Source organism: Pseudidiomarina sp. WS423 (genome assembly GCF_050750165.1).
Classification (GTDB): domain Bacteria; phylum Pseudomonadota; class Gammaproteobacteria; order Enterobacterales; family Alteromonadaceae; genus Pseudidiomarina; species Pseudidiomarina fusca.
Window position 1 is genome coordinate 11881 of sequence record NZ_JBOJLN010000008.1, and the last position, 16901, is coordinate 28781.

Consider the following 16901-nt stretch of genomic DNA (forward strand, 5'->3'; position numbering starts at 1 on the left):
CGGCCATTGTTTATTTATCTTTTAACCGCTCTACACCCATAAACTTAAGTGCAATTCGCTCATATACCGGCTCACTAGTACCTCGTTTAACTTTAAACATAAAGTATTTCTCAAAGGCTATTTTGGCTAAATGAACCCATTTACCTAAGCCCGTCCAATTACGATTACGTGGTGGATTTTGCGGTACTGCCAAAAATGCCGCACCGGTATTCCCCATATCTGCCAAGCACAAAGCACTCAGCGTAGGAATTGAGTCCACCTGTTTACCCTCTACTAGCGCACAAATATTATGCACAATAGCGGTCGTCATTGATTCAATCATGAGGCCAGTTTTAGGCGCCCCAACCGGCACTGGTGTGGTTTCAATAGGGGCCAAGGCAACACAGACACCGGCTGCAAAAATATTGTTATACGTAGGAGAACGTTGATATTTGTCAGTGATCACAAAGCCTTTCGGGTTGCAAAGGTCAGGTACTGCAGCAACGGCCTCCGAACCTCTAAAGGGCGGTAAAAACATCGAATGAGCAAACTCAAGCTGCTGGCTTGCTACTACCTCAGCTTTGGTATCGAGTTCATCAAAATGCACTACACCGTCAGTGAGCTTGGTGATCTTGGCGTTGCAAATCCAGCGAATGCCATGCTCACGGAACTTATGCTCCATCAGTCCTTTTGAGTCACCGACACCGCCTAAGCCCATATGCCCAATGTAAGGCTCTGGCGTCACAAAGGTAATTGGCACTTGGTCACGGATTTTGCGTTTACGCAATTCGTATTCCAACGACAACACATACTCGTACGCAGGGCCGAAACAACTGGCTCCAGGCAGAGCTCCGATCACCACTGGGCCTGGATTTGAATAAAGACGCTTAACATCTTCATGCGCTTTCACTGCATGATCCACCGTACAAATAGACTGACTAAAGCCCTCTGGACCACTGCCTTCCACAGCTTCAAATGCCAGCCGCGGACCACTACAAATCACTAAATAATCATAAGCACGATGGCTACCATCACCCAAAGTTAACTGATTATTCGCAGCATCGATAGCAGCTACGCCAGCAGGAGAAAAGGCCACCCCCCGCTTGGTCAGGTACTTAGCAATCGGCATCACCACGTCATCGCGCGTTCGCGTACCCAGCGCTACCCAAGGGTTCGATGGCACAAAGTTAAACTCTGCCCCTTCACCAATCACCTCAATGGTGGTTGCCTCGGGAAGCTTTTCGCGTAACTCAAAAGCAACGGACACCCCACCTAAACCAGCACCTATCACGATCACATTAGCCATCTCGAATCTCCTGCTGCTTTCTTGCTTTTATATTTCGTAATTAACTAAAATATGATTCATGATAGGTCATTAGTTAAACTTTTACGCTCCATTCTGATAAGTATTTTTAGATCTCGGCTTGAATTTACTAGAGGTATAACCTGATTCCAGCAAATTTATGGTATAAATACACCCTGACTTTCTTTAAGGACTTGGCGTTATGCATATGGAACACCCAACCACACTGCCAAATTTGCCAGGCATGTTTTTTCGTTCACTATTTACCGTGGCGCGAAAAGACGATGTAGCCGCAGATGCTTTTCAAATAAGTGATGTGTTTCAAGCTCCAGGTTTTACTAATGAGCGCTTGCAGCGCTATCATGAAGCCTTTGCCGGATTCAATAATGAGGTGCCATTAACCTTAATGTACTGTTTGGCACAGCGCGTACACTTAGCGCAAATGCTAGGTGAACAGTTCCCTTGGCCAGCACCTGGGCTAGTGCACGTGAGTAACGCTCTAGAACAACATCAAGCGGTGGCAACAAATACCGACTTTATTATGAAAGCAAGCATCGCTATTCCTGCGCGTGGACCCAAAGTGTCGCCGCGCCGTTTGCGCCCGCTATTTACCGTTGAGTTCTGGCAAGACGAACAATTGGTCGTCACCTGTACCAGCGAATATCAAGTGATGCCGAAATCATCAGCAAAAGCTCCGTCTCGCGACAAGAAAGTTGCCGAAGCGCCCAGTGAACCCTGGCAAGCTTTGTCGGAATGGCAATTAAATGAAGCGAGTGGGCGCCAATACGCGCGCTTATCAGGTGACTTTAACCCGATTCATCTACATCCGTTAGTCTCGCGCTGGTTTGGCTTTGAACAACCTATTATTCATGGGATGTATATGGCAGCTCGAGCTCAAGCAGAAATTGAACGTGCCGCTGGTAAAGCCGTGCGTGCCATTGATGTGTCGTTCAAGCGTCCGGTCCCCCTGCCAGCTCGTATTCGTTTGTGGCAACAGTTAGATGAGCAACAGCAGAGTGGTCGTTATCAGATTTGTGGAGCTGAAGACCACCTTCAACGACTTGAAGGTGGCTTTCAGTTTCTTGCCGACTAACCCTGGCTAACGGCTTACTGGCTGCTGCCAGTAAGCTGTAATTCAACCTCAGTATGGGCGTCGATATCCGCTTGATGGAAATATAGCGGACGTAGTTGTGGCTCGCTCGAGTAAAGCAAGGTCTGATCAATAAAGTGGTCTGATTCACTGTTTGAACTTTGCGAGTACGATAACAAGCCCTCTGCAACCGGACCTTCATCAGTAAACTCTAAAGCGAACATCCAGCTTGAACCATAAGTAATATGGTAACCACCAGCGGCGGCACTCAAGTCAGATCCTGGCAATAACGGATAGCGATGACGCGGCAATACCGTACCATCGTTACCCATATTGCTGCGGAATACGTTAAAGCCACCTTCAATATTGTGAGCTCCGCCCCATGGCAGCTTCAGGCCAGAAGCGCTGCCATCAGCTAGACTTTTCTCAACAAACTGCACACTGCCCAAGGGCCCATTAATGTCTAACCCTGCGTTAGTAATACGTTGTTGTGCGGCGGCTAATTGCTGCACCACAACCTCGTTAGCAGCTAAGGTATGAGGCGTCGTAAGCGGTAGCTCTGGGTTATAAGGAACCTGCCATTGCGGGTTACGATTAAACTCAAAAGCAAATTCACGGAACACCATGGCACCCACGCTGTCCACATTCATTAAACCGTCCCACTGCGCTAAAGCACCACAAGCCGGAGCTATCACATCCGTCGTTTGAGCATCGCATAAAGCCAGTAAATCGGTCAAAATGGCTTCACCTAAATAGTTGCGGTTACCAATCAAGCGATCCACTAGGTCCGCACGGGTAAACAATCCATTTGCCGAACCACCCTCAGCTAGCATTTTTTGCCCTAAGCGCGAGCGTAACGACTGCTGATTACCGACCGGACCCCACAATGGCGATACCCCAGAAATCGGTGCCTCTGGATTGGTTAACCAAAAACTATCGTTTGAGTTTTGGACAAAATCGGTACGCTCCAATTGCGGTGCTTGCGCAAAAGGCACGGTACCCTGTGGCATAAAGGCACTATCATCACCCGGGAAGATAAATAAGCCCGATTGCTGGGTTAAAGCCTGATACAACGGATGCTGTGACCAAACAGCTAGAGCTTCTGGTGCAATATTAGGTACCGAAGAGCCGTCGCTGAAAAACACATTACCGTCTTTATCCGTCGCCATCGCATTGTTAAATATCGTTCCGGTAAAGTCAGCAAAGGTTTGTTTATATTCAGCAATACTGCTAGCTCGGTTCATCCCAAACCAATGGTCAAACAGTTCATAGTTAGGAAGGTTTGCATCATGCAAGGCATAGGCTGCTACTTGACCGGTCGCATCATTCCCCCATGGCAAGGCATTAGGAACAATAATTAGGGGGCCAAATTCGCTGTAATAACTGGTTTTTCTAAGCGTCATGTAGCTATCAGGGCCATTAGCAACGCGAATTTGGTGAGTTTTGGTGGTCATTTTCACCGGTTCACCGTCTAACAGATAGGTAGTGCCTGTGCTGTCATTGGTATCCAGGGTTAAGCGATGGATGGTAAAGCGTGATGCTGTAGAAAACGTATGGGTCCAAGCTACATCCTCGTTAAAGCCGATGTTGATAATACCTGGCATCCCCGAGAGCGAACCACCAACCACTTTTAAGTGGCCCGGAACCTCAATACCAAACTGCCAAAAACGTTGGTTCCCTGAGTGTGGAAAATGTGGATTAGCAATCAGCATCCCTTGGCCCGAGGCACTAAGATCTTTACCGATAGCCCAACCGTTGGAGCCCGCTTCAGTCGGGTTAGTATCCGGAATGCCTACCGACTGCGGATCAAACTTCAATGGCACCGGCTGGCCTGTGGCAGCATCAGTGACAATACTTTGATTACTAGGTACGGCTAAAAATAACGGCCCGGTGAAATTAGCGGCGCCCGGTAATAAAGCCACACCCTGCGCATAGGTCATTAAATCAATCGGCGTGATCGGCTGCACCCATGGCGCATTTGCGCACGCGGGGTCGATATTAGCTACCCCAGTATCAGCTAAATAGCGGTTGTAGCCGGCGGCATAACCGGTGATCAGTGCTTGGGTTTCTTCGCTAATTTGCTCAAAGCCTACTTCTGCATTTTCGCGAATCCCCAACGTTAAAAAGCCAAAATCTGTCAGAATATTTTCTGAATCACCTGAACCTGGCACCGCATCAGGGCCGTGGTAATAGCCACGTTGAGAATTAAATTTCACCACTTGGTCGGCTAATATACAGATATTATCTTGAGCGAAAGCATAACCTACGCCATAGCCTAAGCTTTCCATATTGTCAGCGCTTACATAAGGTACGCCGTAATCAGTCCATTGAATTTTAGCATCGAGCTGGCCATTCGGCGCGAATGCCACTAAGCCGCTGGGTGCTGGGGGTGGTGTTTCTGGTTCAGGCTGCGTATCCGGTTCGCTATCACCGCATGCCGCAAGAGCTAAAGAGCTACTGAGGACTAGGGTCGCCAGCAGCGACCGTTTGAATTTAGGAGTGTACATAGGTGTACCTTTTGTTCTGTGGTTGTTGTTATGGCGCGTTGATTATTAATCAAACGCTTGTTTAATTATTGTACTTCAGTATTACCCGAAACCTAACCATCACGCAATCACAAAAAGGTCACATAGTGTTTAGTCCGCCGGCTTTCTGCGTAAACTTTTAATATCACCGCGCTGCTTCTTTTTGGCTACACGGCGCTGTTGACTGGCCTTGGTTGGCTTAGTGGCAATCCGCTTTTTGCGGATCACATTGACGCTCGCAACCAGGTCAATAAATTGCTGCAAGGCCTCTTCACGATTCGCTTGCTGACTGCGTGACGCTTGGCACTTGATGATGATTTTGCCACTTTGAGTAATACGGTGGTCGCTTTTCGCCAATAGCCGCTGTTTATAAAAATCAGGTAACGACGAGGCCTGAATATCAAAAATCAGTTGGGCTGCCGTGGAAACTTTATTGACATGTTGCCCGCCTGCTCCACTTGAGCGTACAAACTGCCATTCAAGCTCTTGTTCCGGGATCGATACACGTTGAGAAATCATAATCGCGGCCATAGCTATAGCCCTCCACTGCGGGAAATTTTGCGTTTTACCGCCTGTATGATGACCCAAGGATTAGCGCAAACCAAACTCACTCGAGTTTTGCCGCGTGTGATTCCAGTATAAAGGAGTTCTTTACTTAACACCGGCATATCTCGGTCTGGCAGCACCACCACGGTATGCGCAAACTCCGAGCCTTGCGACTTATGAATCGTCATGGCGTAGGCGGTTTCAACAAAACTCAAACGACTAGGCACAATCCAACGTATTCCTTGGTCGGCGCCCCAAAATACCACTCGCAGCGGCTCATCGGGTCGCCGCTGCAACACGATACCCATATCACCGTTACGCAGATTCATGCTGTAATCGTTTTGCGTTATCATCACTGGGCGGCCGTAAAACCAACCATCCACATGCTCTAAATCACCGTGCAACCAGCGAATCACTTGCTCGTTCAAGCCCTGCAGGCCCCACTCGCCAACCCGCGTAGCTGCTAACAATTGAAATTGCCCTAACTGGGTTAGAACGATTCGCGCCCAGTCATCAAATTCGACATCGGTGGCGCTAGGTGCGGGGCGCTGCTGTAACAGCTCTGACAAGCCGCTCAAGCCTTCGAGTACCAGCTCTTTAAACGCAGGAGCGCGTGCTGTCTCAACCACCAACAGGTCAATGTTATCTAACTGCTGCTGTTGGGCAGTTGCTTGCTCTTGGCCGTACATCCAATCATTTAACCAGCCCACCTGTTGCTGATTGACCTCGTTGGCTAATTTGCCAATGCCTTTGTTGGGGTCAAAACGACGGCTCACATGAAACATTGCCGTATGTTGTAAGTAAGGCCATTGCTCTCCTTGCGGATCCATTTTATCCATCGGCAAAGGTTGCTCTGAGGTTTCATTCAGCCAATTGGCGGTAACGTCGCTATAATGCCCATGCTCAGCCTCTCGACAAAGCTGTCCCAACACAGCGCCAGCTTCAACACTAGCCAGTTGGTCTTTATCGCCCAGCAAAATCAACCTGGCATGTGCGGGTAAGGCATCAACCACCGCAGCCATCATTTCAATATCAACCATTGAGGCTTCATCAATGATCAACACATCAGCAGCTAACGGGTGGCTGTGATTATGTTTGAAGCCACGCTGCTGCGGGAGCGAGCCTAACAAACGATGCAAGGTAACGGCCTCGGTAGTGATCTCTGCCTTCAAGCCATCACTGCAATTAAGATTGTTTAGCTCGGTGCTAATAGCTTCGCTCATTCGTGCGGCCGCTTTCCCCGTGGGCGCTGCGAGACGCACGCGCAGCGGTTGTTGCTGCTCACGCAAACGTTGTAAGGTAGCAAGTAGACGTACTACCGTATAGGTTTTACCGGTACCGGGCCCGCCGGTAACAATCGTAAAACAGCTACGCATGGCTAACGCACAAGCCAAACGCTGCCAACTATACTCGTCCGCTGCAGTGAGCGGCCCAAATAACTCATCCAGCACCTGCTTGAGGGCAGCGCTATCCACCGACGGCTGCTGCCGCATACGTTGTCGCAAATCATTTTTGATGCTTAGCTCATAATTCCAATAGCGACGTAAATAGAGCCTTCCGTTCGGCGCTAACACTAACGGGCTATTCGAACTCCCGATCGGTGCGGCGGGGTCTTCTGGCAACACCTGCAGCAATTTACTACGCATCGGAATGCTGCCGTAATCTCGAAAGTACAAACACACCAGCATTGCTGGCCGCATGCAGTCCTCTCTAGCCAGCGCACTGGCGTGTTCAGGTGGCAACGCTAAGGTAGTTTCAGGGTCATAGAGTAAGCCATGCAAATCTAAACAAGGATGGCCTCGCCCCAGTTGATGACTTACTAATGCGCCGAATAACACCAAAATCTCTTCATCAGGGCCGGCCAGCTGCTCTAAATACTTGGCCAGCGCTAAGTCGATTGAGCGAATCCAACCCTGTTCATGCATCGGCTCAAGAATCTCAACCACAGATAACTTCGTCGGGCTATTTGCCATGGGTCACCTCCGCTGTGCTCATTGTGGTGCCCATAAATAAGGCTTCTAACTCAAGAATTAAGGCGCGCGGTGGACGGTCGTAAAACGCCCCGCCATGATCGGTTTCATACCCCCGCATAAACAGATAAACAGCACCACCCACATGAGTATCGTAGTCATAGGCATCACCTAATCGTGCTTGTAACAGTTTATGCAGGGCCAAGGTATAAATAACGTACTGCAAATCGTATCTGCTGGCTAAAATTTTATCCCGCATAGCCGTTTGGGTATAAGCTTCCGCATTCGCCCCAAGGTAATTTGACTTATAATCAGCGACATAATATTTACCATCAAATTCAAATACTAAGTCAATAAAGCCTTTTAGCATGCCATTCAATTTTGCCGGTAACAACAGCGGGCGTTGATGCCCAACCAACACGTACTTACGCACCAAATGGTCAATACTCTGTGCCGATACACCACGAGCTTCAAACCAAAACTCGGGCTCCGCCTGATAGTTTGTTAAATCAGCTAAGCAAAGCTGATGCTCACCTACCTTAAACGGTGTCTTCAGATAGTGAACCAGCCAGTGGCCCAGCATGTCGGCTTCCTCCGCCCACGTTTCAACTAAGCTTGCTTGTTCTGCCAGCTGGTCACCCAACTCAGTAGATGCCGCCACAGTGGCAAAACCCTCATCGGCAGCTGTTTCTAGTAAATGGTGTAAAAAGGTACCCGGGCCAGCGCCTTTCGGAAAACCATGAATGGTTCCTAGCACTGGCGCTTGCTCGAATAACTCGCTGGTGAGCCCCACTGGGCTAGTTTCAGGGGCATCGTCGTACCGGCCCTCGAGCACATTCAAACCATCGGCATCATCTTCAACCAAACTCATTTCGCCATATTTCAAGGCACTGTAACTGGCCACCCACCAACTTTGCAGTTGATATCCAGCTGGCATCCGACAATGCGCTAGCTGCGGTAGTTGTTGCAATGGCGGCTGATAAGTCTCAAGGGAGCTGCTAGCGGTAATTTGTTGTACCGCAGCAGTGCCGGGCAACAGCAGCCCACTCAGTTTTTTGATGGGGCCGTTAAAACCACCCAGAATATAATGTAGGGCACTATTCTTAAATTCTTTAAAGGGTGCAATCCCGACAAATGTGGCGTATTGCGCCCGCGTGGCTGCCACATAAAGTTTGCGAATATCCTCGGCTAAACGCTCTCGCTCGGCCGCTTCAATTCCCTTTTCATCCTGCTTATCGTAAGCAAAACATAACTCACCATTAGCGTCGTGATAACTAGCCGGATACTGCACCCGAAACTGCTTCGGCCAGACGTTGCTGATAAAGGGCAAGAAGACTAACGGATACTGTAATCCCTTAGATTTATGGATAGTGATCACCTGCACCAGTTGGCTGTCACTTTCAAGTCGTACTTGTTGTTCTGAGCTATCGGTGCGGCTGTCACTTTGTTGCGCCAATTGAATATGTTCGGCTAAATAGCGTAGCACTCCGGTCATGCCTTCAGTCACCGCAGCATGCTGCTGCAACAATTCGGCTAAATGCAATACATCGGTTAACTGACGCTCACCCTGTACCTGCTGCAGCAGCCTAGCCGGCACTTTAAAATCATGCAGCAACCGCTGCAGCATCGGCAACACCCCTTGTCGCTGCCAACGTTGATGATATTCGAGCATCTGATCGGCTAATTGGTCCCAGCGCAATTCATCACTAAAATAGTCATCTAGCTCAGCTAAACTTAGACCCAATAATTGGGTGCTTAATGCTGCCCGCACTAGGCCAGGATCACGAGGTTGTGCACAGCCTTGTAATAAGGTGAGTAAATCAGTAGCCACCACGCCGGCAAACACAGAGTCGCGATCCGACAGATAGACACTTTGCACTTGGCGCTGGCGCAAGGCATCACGCATGAGCCGAGCTTCATTGGCGCTATTAACAAGCACTGCAATATCACCTGGTTGCACCCGTTTCACGGCGCCATCCGCAGCCTTAAAACCGCTGTCTGGGTCATTCAATAGCTGCACAATAGTAGCCGCAAAGTGTTGCGCCAAGGCTGTTTTACATTCGCCATCCGAGGTCTTGTCAGCTGGGTCATACATGGCAATCTGTAACGCTGCCAGTGGCTGTTGTGCTGCCACAAAAGTGCGCGATAGACCATTTGCCGCCACTTCGATAAAAGGTACGGGGTTGTCGGCACTGCTGGGGTCGGCAAACATGAACGCACCCAGCGGCGAGGACTCCGCCTGCTTAAATAACCCATTGGTGGCGGCAACCATGGCATGGGTAGAACGAAAATTCTTAGCTAAGGTGTAATGACGCCCAGTGGTAGCCCGCCGCGCCTTTAAGTACGTATAAATATCAGCATTACGAAACGAATAAATCGCCTGTTTAGGGTCGCCGATCAAAAACACCCCGCACGGGTCGGCGGTATGAGCAATATCGTAAACCCGATCAAAAATATCGTACTGTACCGGGTCGGTATCTTGAAACTCGTCAATCATAGCAACGGGAAACTGCTGCTTGATGGTGCTTGCCAAGAGCGGTCCCTGCTCGCTGTGTAGAGCTCGACGCAGACGCGTGAGCATGTCATCGAAGCCCATTTCCGCACGCTGACGCTGTAGCTCGGCAAAACGTTGCTGCAACCAATGAGCCGCATGTTGTAGCAAGGGGGTCTTGAGTTCGGGCAATTTGGCTACCGCTTGCTGCAAATCAGCAAATTTCTGCCAGAATGGATGTTCTGGAACGCCACTAGGAACCACCTCGTCCATGCCATCGGGTGTTAACCGCACAAATCCGGACTCTGGCTTTAGGCTAGGTTGCAACACCAATTGCCCAGCCGCCAGTTGCTGCGCCCAAGCTAATAACTGTTGATGCCATTTAGCTACCGACGCGGCTTGAATTTTGTTCGCATTCTTGAGTTTACCCTCAGTGCGCAATTGCCCAATGATTGCGACAATGTCATCACTCCATTTAGCCCAAGGCAGCTCTAAAAAAGTGTGTTTTAGTTGCTCAATTTGCTCGGCTTGTTGCTGCAATAATTGATGCGGTACAACCTGAGGTAACAGCTCCGTATGAGCCACTAACTTTAACGCACGTTTTAAAAGCTCTGCGGGGGTCGCAAAAGCTTCAATAAAAGCTTGATAAAGCGCCACTTCGTTGGCCGCTAATGGAGCAATAAAACTGCGCCAATAGTCCTGCGCTGTTTGTAGCCAAAGCTCCTGATTGTCGGTATTCAGCTGCTGAGTGAATAAACTGCCACTCGCGAATGCATGCTCTCGCAACATCCGATTACACCAGCCATGAATCGTATGTACTGCGGCTTCGTCCATATTTAGAGCCGCCTGCGCTAACAATTGTGCAGCCGCTGGCAAATCCGTTTGCTGCTCACGTAAGGTCACTAGATAGTCTTTGTCGGTGCCGGCCTGGCTATCGCGAAAATATTCGGCCGCCTCACTTAAGGTGGCACGAATACGATCACGTAATTCTTCGGTGGCCGCTTCGGTAAAAGTCACCACAAGAATCTGCTCGGGTAGCAACCGACGCTCGAGCACGAGACGCACATAAAGAGCTGCGATGGTGTAAGTTTTACCGGTACCGGCACTGGCCTCAATCAGACGACTGCCCACCAGTGGCATAGTTACAGGATCTAAACTAATAATTGCGGGCGATGCGGTAGCTTGTTCCATGCTCATTCACTTTCTCCTGTGTCACCTTCATTACCATGGCCAATTACGGTTAACGTGGCAAACCAAGGTAAATACAACCGCTTGACCCACGCCAGCATCTGTTGATCTGCCACTAACTCAGCATAAGTTGGATAAAACCGTGCCACGTACCTTTTACTGGTGACCAACGCCGCCACTGTTCTATTGCCATCTTGGTAAGCCTCCTCGGCATCATCATGCTCCAGCTCGAGTTGTTCTGCGTTGAGCATGTTAGCTAAGGTCTTATGGTGAGCAACTAACCCGGCAGCAGCAGTTTCAAGCTCCAGCGGTAATGGCCGGGTTAAGCCTTCTGCCACCGCCGCCAAAATATTCTGCAGTTGTACCTGTGCATTAGCCGTAGGTAGCGGCGCTAAACTTAAACCACCAATCGGCCCTAACATGAAGGTTTGCGTGGGCGCCGCAGTATTCAGCAAGAGATGCTCAAGGTAACAACGCACGGCATGCTTTAAGCGTGGTTGTAATTCTTTACCTATTGAGTGCACCAGTTTTGATGGGCTCAAGATCAAATGTAAGCGCTCACCCACATGATTTTGCCGCAGTCCCTGAAAGGTTTCACTAACCGTCAAGGGTGGCGTTAATTCGGTACTCTGTACCCTGATTGTTTGCACCGGCACCGGCTGCTTATACTCGGTTAACAGTGGCTGCGCTTGGGCGATGATGGCTTGTACTTGGGCCGCGATATCCTGCTTCATGAGCTCACCAGCAGCCCCTTGCGGCAAGTTACCTTGGCGCTGTAAACGTGCCAGTGCTAGTTGCAAGTACATGTGACAATGCCCTGCATCAGCTGACTGCAACAGCGGTTCGTGCACCGCTGTCAGCGCCTCTTGCGTTAATTGCCAGCGGCTTAAGCCATCCAGCACAAAACATTCGTCATCCTTTGCCGTTAACTGTTGTTCACGTAGATACACCCCAAAGCGCAAGTTCATCAATAACTTGGCCGGCTCTTTAAAAAAGTCCGTCAATTGGCTTACGGTAAGCTCACCCTCTTGGACAAAAGGCGGCAAGGTCACTATCGGTTGATTGAGCGTATCGGTTGGCTCGCTATGAACGACCTGCCACTCTTCAGCAAAGGTAAACCACTGTTGGTACTGCGGTTGGTTGGCTTTAAAATAAGCGCGACTAAACGGCTGTAGTTTATGTTCTTGTACCCACGCATAGGGCCCCCATAGACGCTGCAAGTGTTCTAATAGCTGGCTCACTAACACCGAGGGTGGCTTTTCAGAGTTATCGCGAATACTACGCCCGTGCCAGCTGACATAAAAACGCTCACGCGCAGATAGCAGAGCTTCTAAAAATAAGTAGCGATCATCCTCTCGACGAGAGCGATCACCAGGACGAAAATCTCTCGCCATCAAATCAAAATCAACAGGCTTTTGCGAGCGCGGATAATCACCATCATTCATCCCCAACAAACAAACGACTTTAAACGGGATGGCACGCATCGGCATCAGTGTTGCCACATTCACACTGCCGGCTAAAAAGCGTTGATTTAACTGCGGTTGATCAACCTCACTCAACCAACTTTCAGTGACCACTGTAAGCGGTATAGTTTGCATAAAACCGGCTTCGTCGCAAGCTTGCAACCATTGCTCTAATTGCTGTCGTAACCGCTGCAAGAGAATTTCATCGGCATCACTGCTAGCTACAAATAAGCTGGTAAGCAGCCCAGCTAAATACTCGGTCCAATCCAGTGGGGTACGCGGTTGTTCAGCGGCATTAAAATGCGCCAAGAGGCGATCAATAAACAGTAATAAAGCACCAGCCGCTTCGGCTTCAAGACCAGCCACATCGGCATAGGGTTCGGTCTCTAGCCACTCACTATTTAGCAGTGGGGTTGCTCCGGTTGCGTAACCCAGCAGCATCCGCCGCAAGCCAAACATCCAACTGTTACTATCGCTACTGGGCAATCCTAGCGCAGTCCGATGCTCAGCCGCCAACCCCCACCGGATACCGGCTTGCTCTATCCAGCGCTGCAGCAGGGGTAAGTGTTGCTCAGCCAAGCCCAGTTTGGCGGCCACCGCTGGTACTTGCAGTAAGTCAATGATGTCACTGGCGGTGGCTCGTTGTTGCCGAATCGCCAACACATAATCTAGCGCAATCAGGATGGGATGCCGATGACGCTGACCTTGGTCGGCAATAGTGTAAGGTAAGAAACGAGGATCGCTGCGCTCGATACGCCCAAATACCGCATCGATATGCGGTGCATACAAGTTAATATCTGGCACCATCACCATCACATCGCGCGGCTGCAAGGTTTCGTCTTCGGCAAACCAAGCCAACAACTGATCATGAAGCACTTCTACTTCACGTTGTGGGCTGTGCGCACAATGAAACTGCATGGCCTGCGGCTGTTGTAATTGCGGCCACTGCTGCTGTGACTCAGCCACGCTGCGCAAGTGCAGAATATCGTCTTGCAGCATGTTTAAAACACTAGGTTGTGGCGGTAAGCTGTGCGGAAAAATATCAGATTTTAGATAATTAAGCTGTTCGCGTACTGCTGCAGACTCATCGGCAAGCTCTAGCAAGCGAATGTAATCGCGGCCTTGCTTGCCCCATGCTGCTAGCAGTGGATTGGCTTCAGCATGCAATCCCTCTTGCTCCAAAATTCTCTTATTATCAACAATATGGCTCCAATGCTCAGCACAAGGGTTGTGCACGCACAAAATCACCTGCACACACGAGCTCAGCGCATTAAATAATTCGAGTAACTGCTCGGGCAGACTTGAGATACCAAAGATAATCACTCGCCGCGGTAAGTTCTTGGGCCTACTGGCGGCAGTGAGCTGTTGTGCCGCTTGGATGAATTCGCGATGCAAAGTAGCCCGGTTATTCCAACGTTGGTCTCCAACATCGGCCAGCAAATAGCGCCATAATAGCGGCTGCCAACGATCGTCAGCATCCACCTGCACGTCGGTACTGCTGCCATCGGCCCAATTATCTAACCAGTCAGCCCGATACATTTGATATTGATCATACAAATCCGCCAAGCGCTGGCTTAGCTGTAACAACTTACGCTGGTCACTATCATCTTTCATATAGCGTTGCAGCACCGCAAATTCCGGCTCGGCCAAATGCTGTGGCAAGATCCGAAATATCCGCCAGGTTAGACGGTTTTTATCAAAGGGGGACGAGGTGGGTAGTTGATCGCCAAGCACGGCCCGATAAGCTCGCCACTGAAACCGCGCGGGTAACGTCACCTCTAACATACTAGCGATGCCCGTGGTCTGTGCTACATGCAACTTCAACCATTGTGCAATACCATTCGATTGCACTAAAACAGTCTCGGTTTCTAGGGGCTGCAAAGGATAGCGCTGAGTCACACCAACCACTAGATCGGTTAGTTCCTCTAACCTATGGCTGTGTACAACAATCATACCTGGCGTTATTTCACTCATTTGATATCCTTAAATTATTCTAACCGTCATCGTACCTAAACCCACTACTGTAAACTAGCATGATTAAACGACATTATGCGTCGCCTACTTAGTATCACCCCAAATAAGGTAGCGATAGTAAGTTAAGCGAGCCTGGTTTAAAGTGATCTTGAATCGTAGTGACTTGGAGCTAACATGAAAATCATCACCCTACTTGCCGCAGCAGTCATCTTCACCAGTGTCCTCAGTGCATGCGCACCAACGCCAGCGACGCCAGCGCCAACTCCGCTAGCTGATGTGTTGCAACCAAGCCCCGACCGCTATGTCAGTGGCCAGCCGACCAAACAACAGTTGGCTGCATTACAGCAGCTAGGTGTGCGCCAAGTCATTAATTTACGCTCTGATGCCGAAGTTGCTGATCACCCTGAACCCGAATGGGCCGCCGCACTGCAATTAAATTATCAGCATTTACCCATTCGTGGTGCTGCTGATTTAACCCTAACCAAGGTACAAGCCTTTGATCAGCTTTTAGCTACGCCACAACCCACCCTACTGCATTGTTCCAGTGGCAATCGGGTTGGTGCGATGATGGCATTACGCGCTTATTGGCTGCAACAAGCTAGCGCTGAGCAGGCTTTACGCATTGGCTATGAGCATGGTTTGGGTGATTTAGAGGATAGTGTGAAACAGCTGCTTCAAGATTAACTTTATGCTAGACTATGCGCGCATTTTTTGACCTCGGATTTACGTTCCGAATCGCCAATAAAAGGAAATCTTATGTATATTTGCGCCGCACTTTATAAGTTTGTGGAATTTAACGATTTTGCTGAATTTCGCGAGCCCCTCTATCAAGCCATGATCAGCAACGACGTTAAAGGTACTTTGCTGTTAGCCCGCGAAGGTATTAACGGTACTATTTGCGGTACCCGCACAGGTATCGATAAGGTCCTTGATTTTTTACGCCAGCAAGCTGTATTTGCCGATCTTGAACACAAAGAATCGCCCAGCGATACCCAAGCTTTCTACCGTACCAAAGTGAAGCTTAAAAAAGAGATAGTCACCATGGGCATCGACTGGGTGGATCCGAAGAATGTGGTGGGCACCTACGTAGATCCGAAAGATTGGAACGCTCTCATCCGCGACCCTGAAGTACTGCTCATTGATACTCGTAACGACTACGAATACGCCGTCGGAACTTTTGAGGGTGCGATCAACCCTAAAACCGAGAGCTTCCGTGAATTTCCTGAGTATGTGAAAGAGCACCTCGACCCAAGCCAACATAAAAAGGTTGCCATGTTTTGCACTGGTGGCATTCGCTGTGAAAAATCTACAGCCTATTTAAAATCACTTGGCTTTAACGAGGTATACCATCTTAAGGGCGGCATTCTTAAGTATTTAGAAGAAGTACCCGAAGAAGAAACCAGCTGGCATGGTGATTGTTTTGTGTTTGATCAGCGCGTGACCGTAAGCCATGGCTTGAAGCAAGGCAACTATGATCAGTGCTACGCTTGCCGCATGCCGATTACTGCTGAAGAAATGCAGTCAGAGCATTACGTTAAAGGCGTTAGCTGTCCTCATTGTCATGACAAAACCAGTACTGAGCAAAAGCAACGATTTGCTGAACGCGAAAAGCAAATTCAGCTGGCAAAACAACGAGGTGAACAGCACATTCGTGATGGCAAGTTAGAGCAGTTACAGCAGAATTAAGCCGTTTCTATTACCCTTGAAAAGGTCTATACTCGGTCATAGATAGAGTGATAGAGAAAGTTTTTTCTTAGCGTAACAAGGAGTCATAGATGAAACAGCTGAACGTGATTGGCTTAGACCAAAAACATTCTGAACAGCTTGCTGAACGGTTAAATCAACTACTGGCCAACTATCAGATTTTCTACATGAATGTGCGCGGCTTCCATTGGAACATTAAAGGTAAAGAGTTCTTTGAACTGCATGCTAAGTTTGAAGAAACCTACAACGAGTTGTTGCTGAAAGTAGATGAAATTGCAGAGCGTGTTCTAACCTTAGGCCAGCGTCCGCTGCACGCATATTCTACTTACATTGAAGCAAGCGAAATTCAAGAATCTAAAGATATTCATGATGGCAAGGCTTGTGTTCGTGAAATTCTTGATAGCTACAAAGTCACTATCCGCTTGCAACGCGAAATCCTTGAGCTTGCTAGCGAAGCCGGTGATGAAGGTACATCCTCATTGATGAGTGACTACATCAAAGAGCAGGAGAAAACTGCTTGGATGCTCACCTCATACTTGAGCTAACAGTATTTGTTTACTAGCAGCTAGTTAAATGAAAAATAAAGAAAAGCCCGACACCAATTATTGGCGTCGGGCTTTTTTTATAAAAAAACCTGCTATGCTTACAACTGCTGTACGATAATAACA

Annotated in this window: 10 protein-coding genes; 4 read left to right on the forward strand and 6 right to left on the reverse strand. The window is 49.0% G+C overall.

Annotated features, from left to right (window positions below; translation table 11 throughout):
* Positions 1-10: 10 nt before the first annotated feature.
* Positions 11-1285 carry an NAD(P)/FAD-dependent oxidoreductase gene (locus ACQ661_RS08245; protein ID WP_431668127.1) on the reverse strand — a complete coding sequence of 425 codons (1275 nt, stop codon included), beginning with the start codon at positions 1283-1285 and terminating at the stop codon, positions 11-13.
* 199 nt (positions 1286-1484) lie between these two features.
* On the opposite strand from ACQ661_RS08245, the gene ACQ661_RS08250 reads away from it, so the two are divergent.
* Entirely contained in the window at positions 1485-2375 is an 891-nt protein-coding gene (locus ACQ661_RS08250) for a MaoC family dehydratase (protein ID WP_431668128.1), read from the forward strand.
* Between the two features lie 14 nt (positions 2376-2389).
* On the opposite strand, the gene ACQ661_RS08255 is transcribed toward ACQ661_RS08250, so the two are convergent.
* The 5 genes from ACQ661_RS08255 to recC all read right to left on the reverse strand — a co-directional run bounded on the left by ACQ661_RS08255 (position 2390) and on the right by recC (position 14529).
* Positions 2390-4879, reverse strand: coding sequence for a penicillin acylase family protein (locus ACQ661_RS08255; protein ID WP_431668129.1), 2490 nt, complete (start codon positions 4877-4879; stop codon positions 2390-2392).
* Positions 4880-5008: 129 nt separating this feature from the next.
* On the reverse strand, positions 5009-5428 hold the full coding sequence (gene arfB / locus ACQ661_RS08260; RefSeq protein WP_110075498.1) for an alternative ribosome rescue aminoacyl-tRNA hydrolase ArfB: 420 nt from the start codon (positions 5426-5428) through the stop codon (positions 5009-5011).
* 2 nt (positions 5429-5430) lie between these two features.
* Positions 5431-7416, reverse strand: a complete 1986-nt coding sequence (gene recD, locus ACQ661_RS08265; RefSeq protein WP_431668130.1) for an exodeoxyribonuclease V subunit alpha — start codon at positions 7414-7416, stop codon at positions 5431-5433.
* Positions 7406-11101, reverse strand: coding sequence for an exodeoxyribonuclease V subunit beta (recB, locus tag ACQ661_RS08270; protein ID WP_431668131.1), 3696 nt, complete (start codon positions 11099-11101; stop codon positions 7406-7408). The genes recD and recB overlap by 11 nt, the downstream gene beginning before the upstream one ends.
* The gene (gene recC / locus ACQ661_RS08275) at positions 11098-14529 is read right to left on the reverse strand and encodes an exodeoxyribonuclease V subunit gamma (RefSeq protein WP_153826888.1); all 3432 of its coding nucleotides are present in this window, start codon (positions 14527-14529) and stop codon (positions 11098-11100) included. The genes recB and recC overlap by 4 nt, the downstream gene beginning before the upstream one ends.
* Positions 14530-14703: 174 nt before the next feature.
* Here recC and ACQ661_RS08280 point away from each other — a divergent pair, with 174 nt between their 5' ends.
* From ACQ661_RS08280 to ACQ661_RS08290, 3 genes are all read left to right on the forward strand, one after another.
* On the forward strand, positions 14704-15213 hold the full coding sequence (locus ACQ661_RS08280) for a tyrosine-protein phosphatase (RefSeq protein WP_153826889.1): 510 nt from the start codon (positions 14704-14706) through the stop codon (positions 15211-15213).
* 72 nt (positions 15214-15285) lie between these two features.
* Positions 15286-16215, forward strand: a complete 930-nt coding sequence (locus ACQ661_RS08285) for a rhodanese-related sulfurtransferase (RefSeq protein WP_153826890.1) — start codon at positions 15286-15288, stop codon at positions 16213-16215.
* Positions 16216-16304: 89 nt separating this feature from the next.
* Complete coding sequence (locus ACQ661_RS08290) at positions 16305-16778, forward strand: Dps family protein (protein WP_153826891.1); 474 nt, start codon at positions 16305-16307, stop codon at positions 16776-16778.
* The last annotated feature ends 123 nt before the right edge of the window (positions 16779-16901 follow it).

What these genes read in the sequence shown, in the direction of transcription:
- recD (WP_431668130.1), bottom strand. Translation starts at nt 7,416, where the DNA reads ATGGCAAATAGCCCGACGAAGTTATCTGTGGTTGAGATTCTTGAGCCG.
- arfB (WP_110075498.1), bottom strand. Translation starts at nt 5,428, where the DNA reads ATGGCCGCGATTATGATTTCTCAACGTGTATCGATCCCGGAACAAGAG.
- ACQ661_RS08280 (WP_153826889.1), top strand. Translation starts at nt 14,704, where the DNA reads ATGAAAATCATCACCCTACTTGCCGCAGCAGTCATCTTCACCAGTGTC.
- ACQ661_RS08290 (WP_153826891.1), top strand. Translation starts at nt 16,305, where the DNA reads ATGAAACAGCTGAACGTGATTGGCTTAGACCAAAAACATTCTGAACAG.
- ACQ661_RS08285 (WP_153826890.1), top strand. Translation starts at nt 15,286, where the DNA reads ATGTATATTTGCGCCGCACTTTATAAGTTTGTGGAATTTAACGATTTT.
- ACQ661_RS08255 (WP_431668129.1), bottom strand. Translation starts at nt 4,879, where the DNA reads ATGTACACTCCTAAATTCAAACGGTCGCTGCTGGCGACCCTAGTCCTC.
- ACQ661_RS08250 (WP_431668128.1), top strand. Translation starts at nt 1,485, where the DNA reads ATGCATATGGAACACCCAACCACACTGCCAAATTTGCCAGGCATGTTT.
- recC (WP_153826888.1), bottom strand. Translation starts at nt 14,529, where the DNA reads ATGAGTGAAATAACGCCAGGTATGATTGTTGTACACAGCCATAGGTTA.
- ACQ661_RS08245 (WP_431668127.1), bottom strand. Translation starts at nt 1,285, where the DNA reads ATGGCTAATGTGATCGTGATAGGTGCTGGTTTAGGTGGGGTGTCCGTT.
- recB (WP_431668131.1), bottom strand. Translation starts at nt 11,101, where the DNA reads ATGAGCATGGAACAAGCTACCGCATCGCCCGCAATTATTAGTTTAGAT.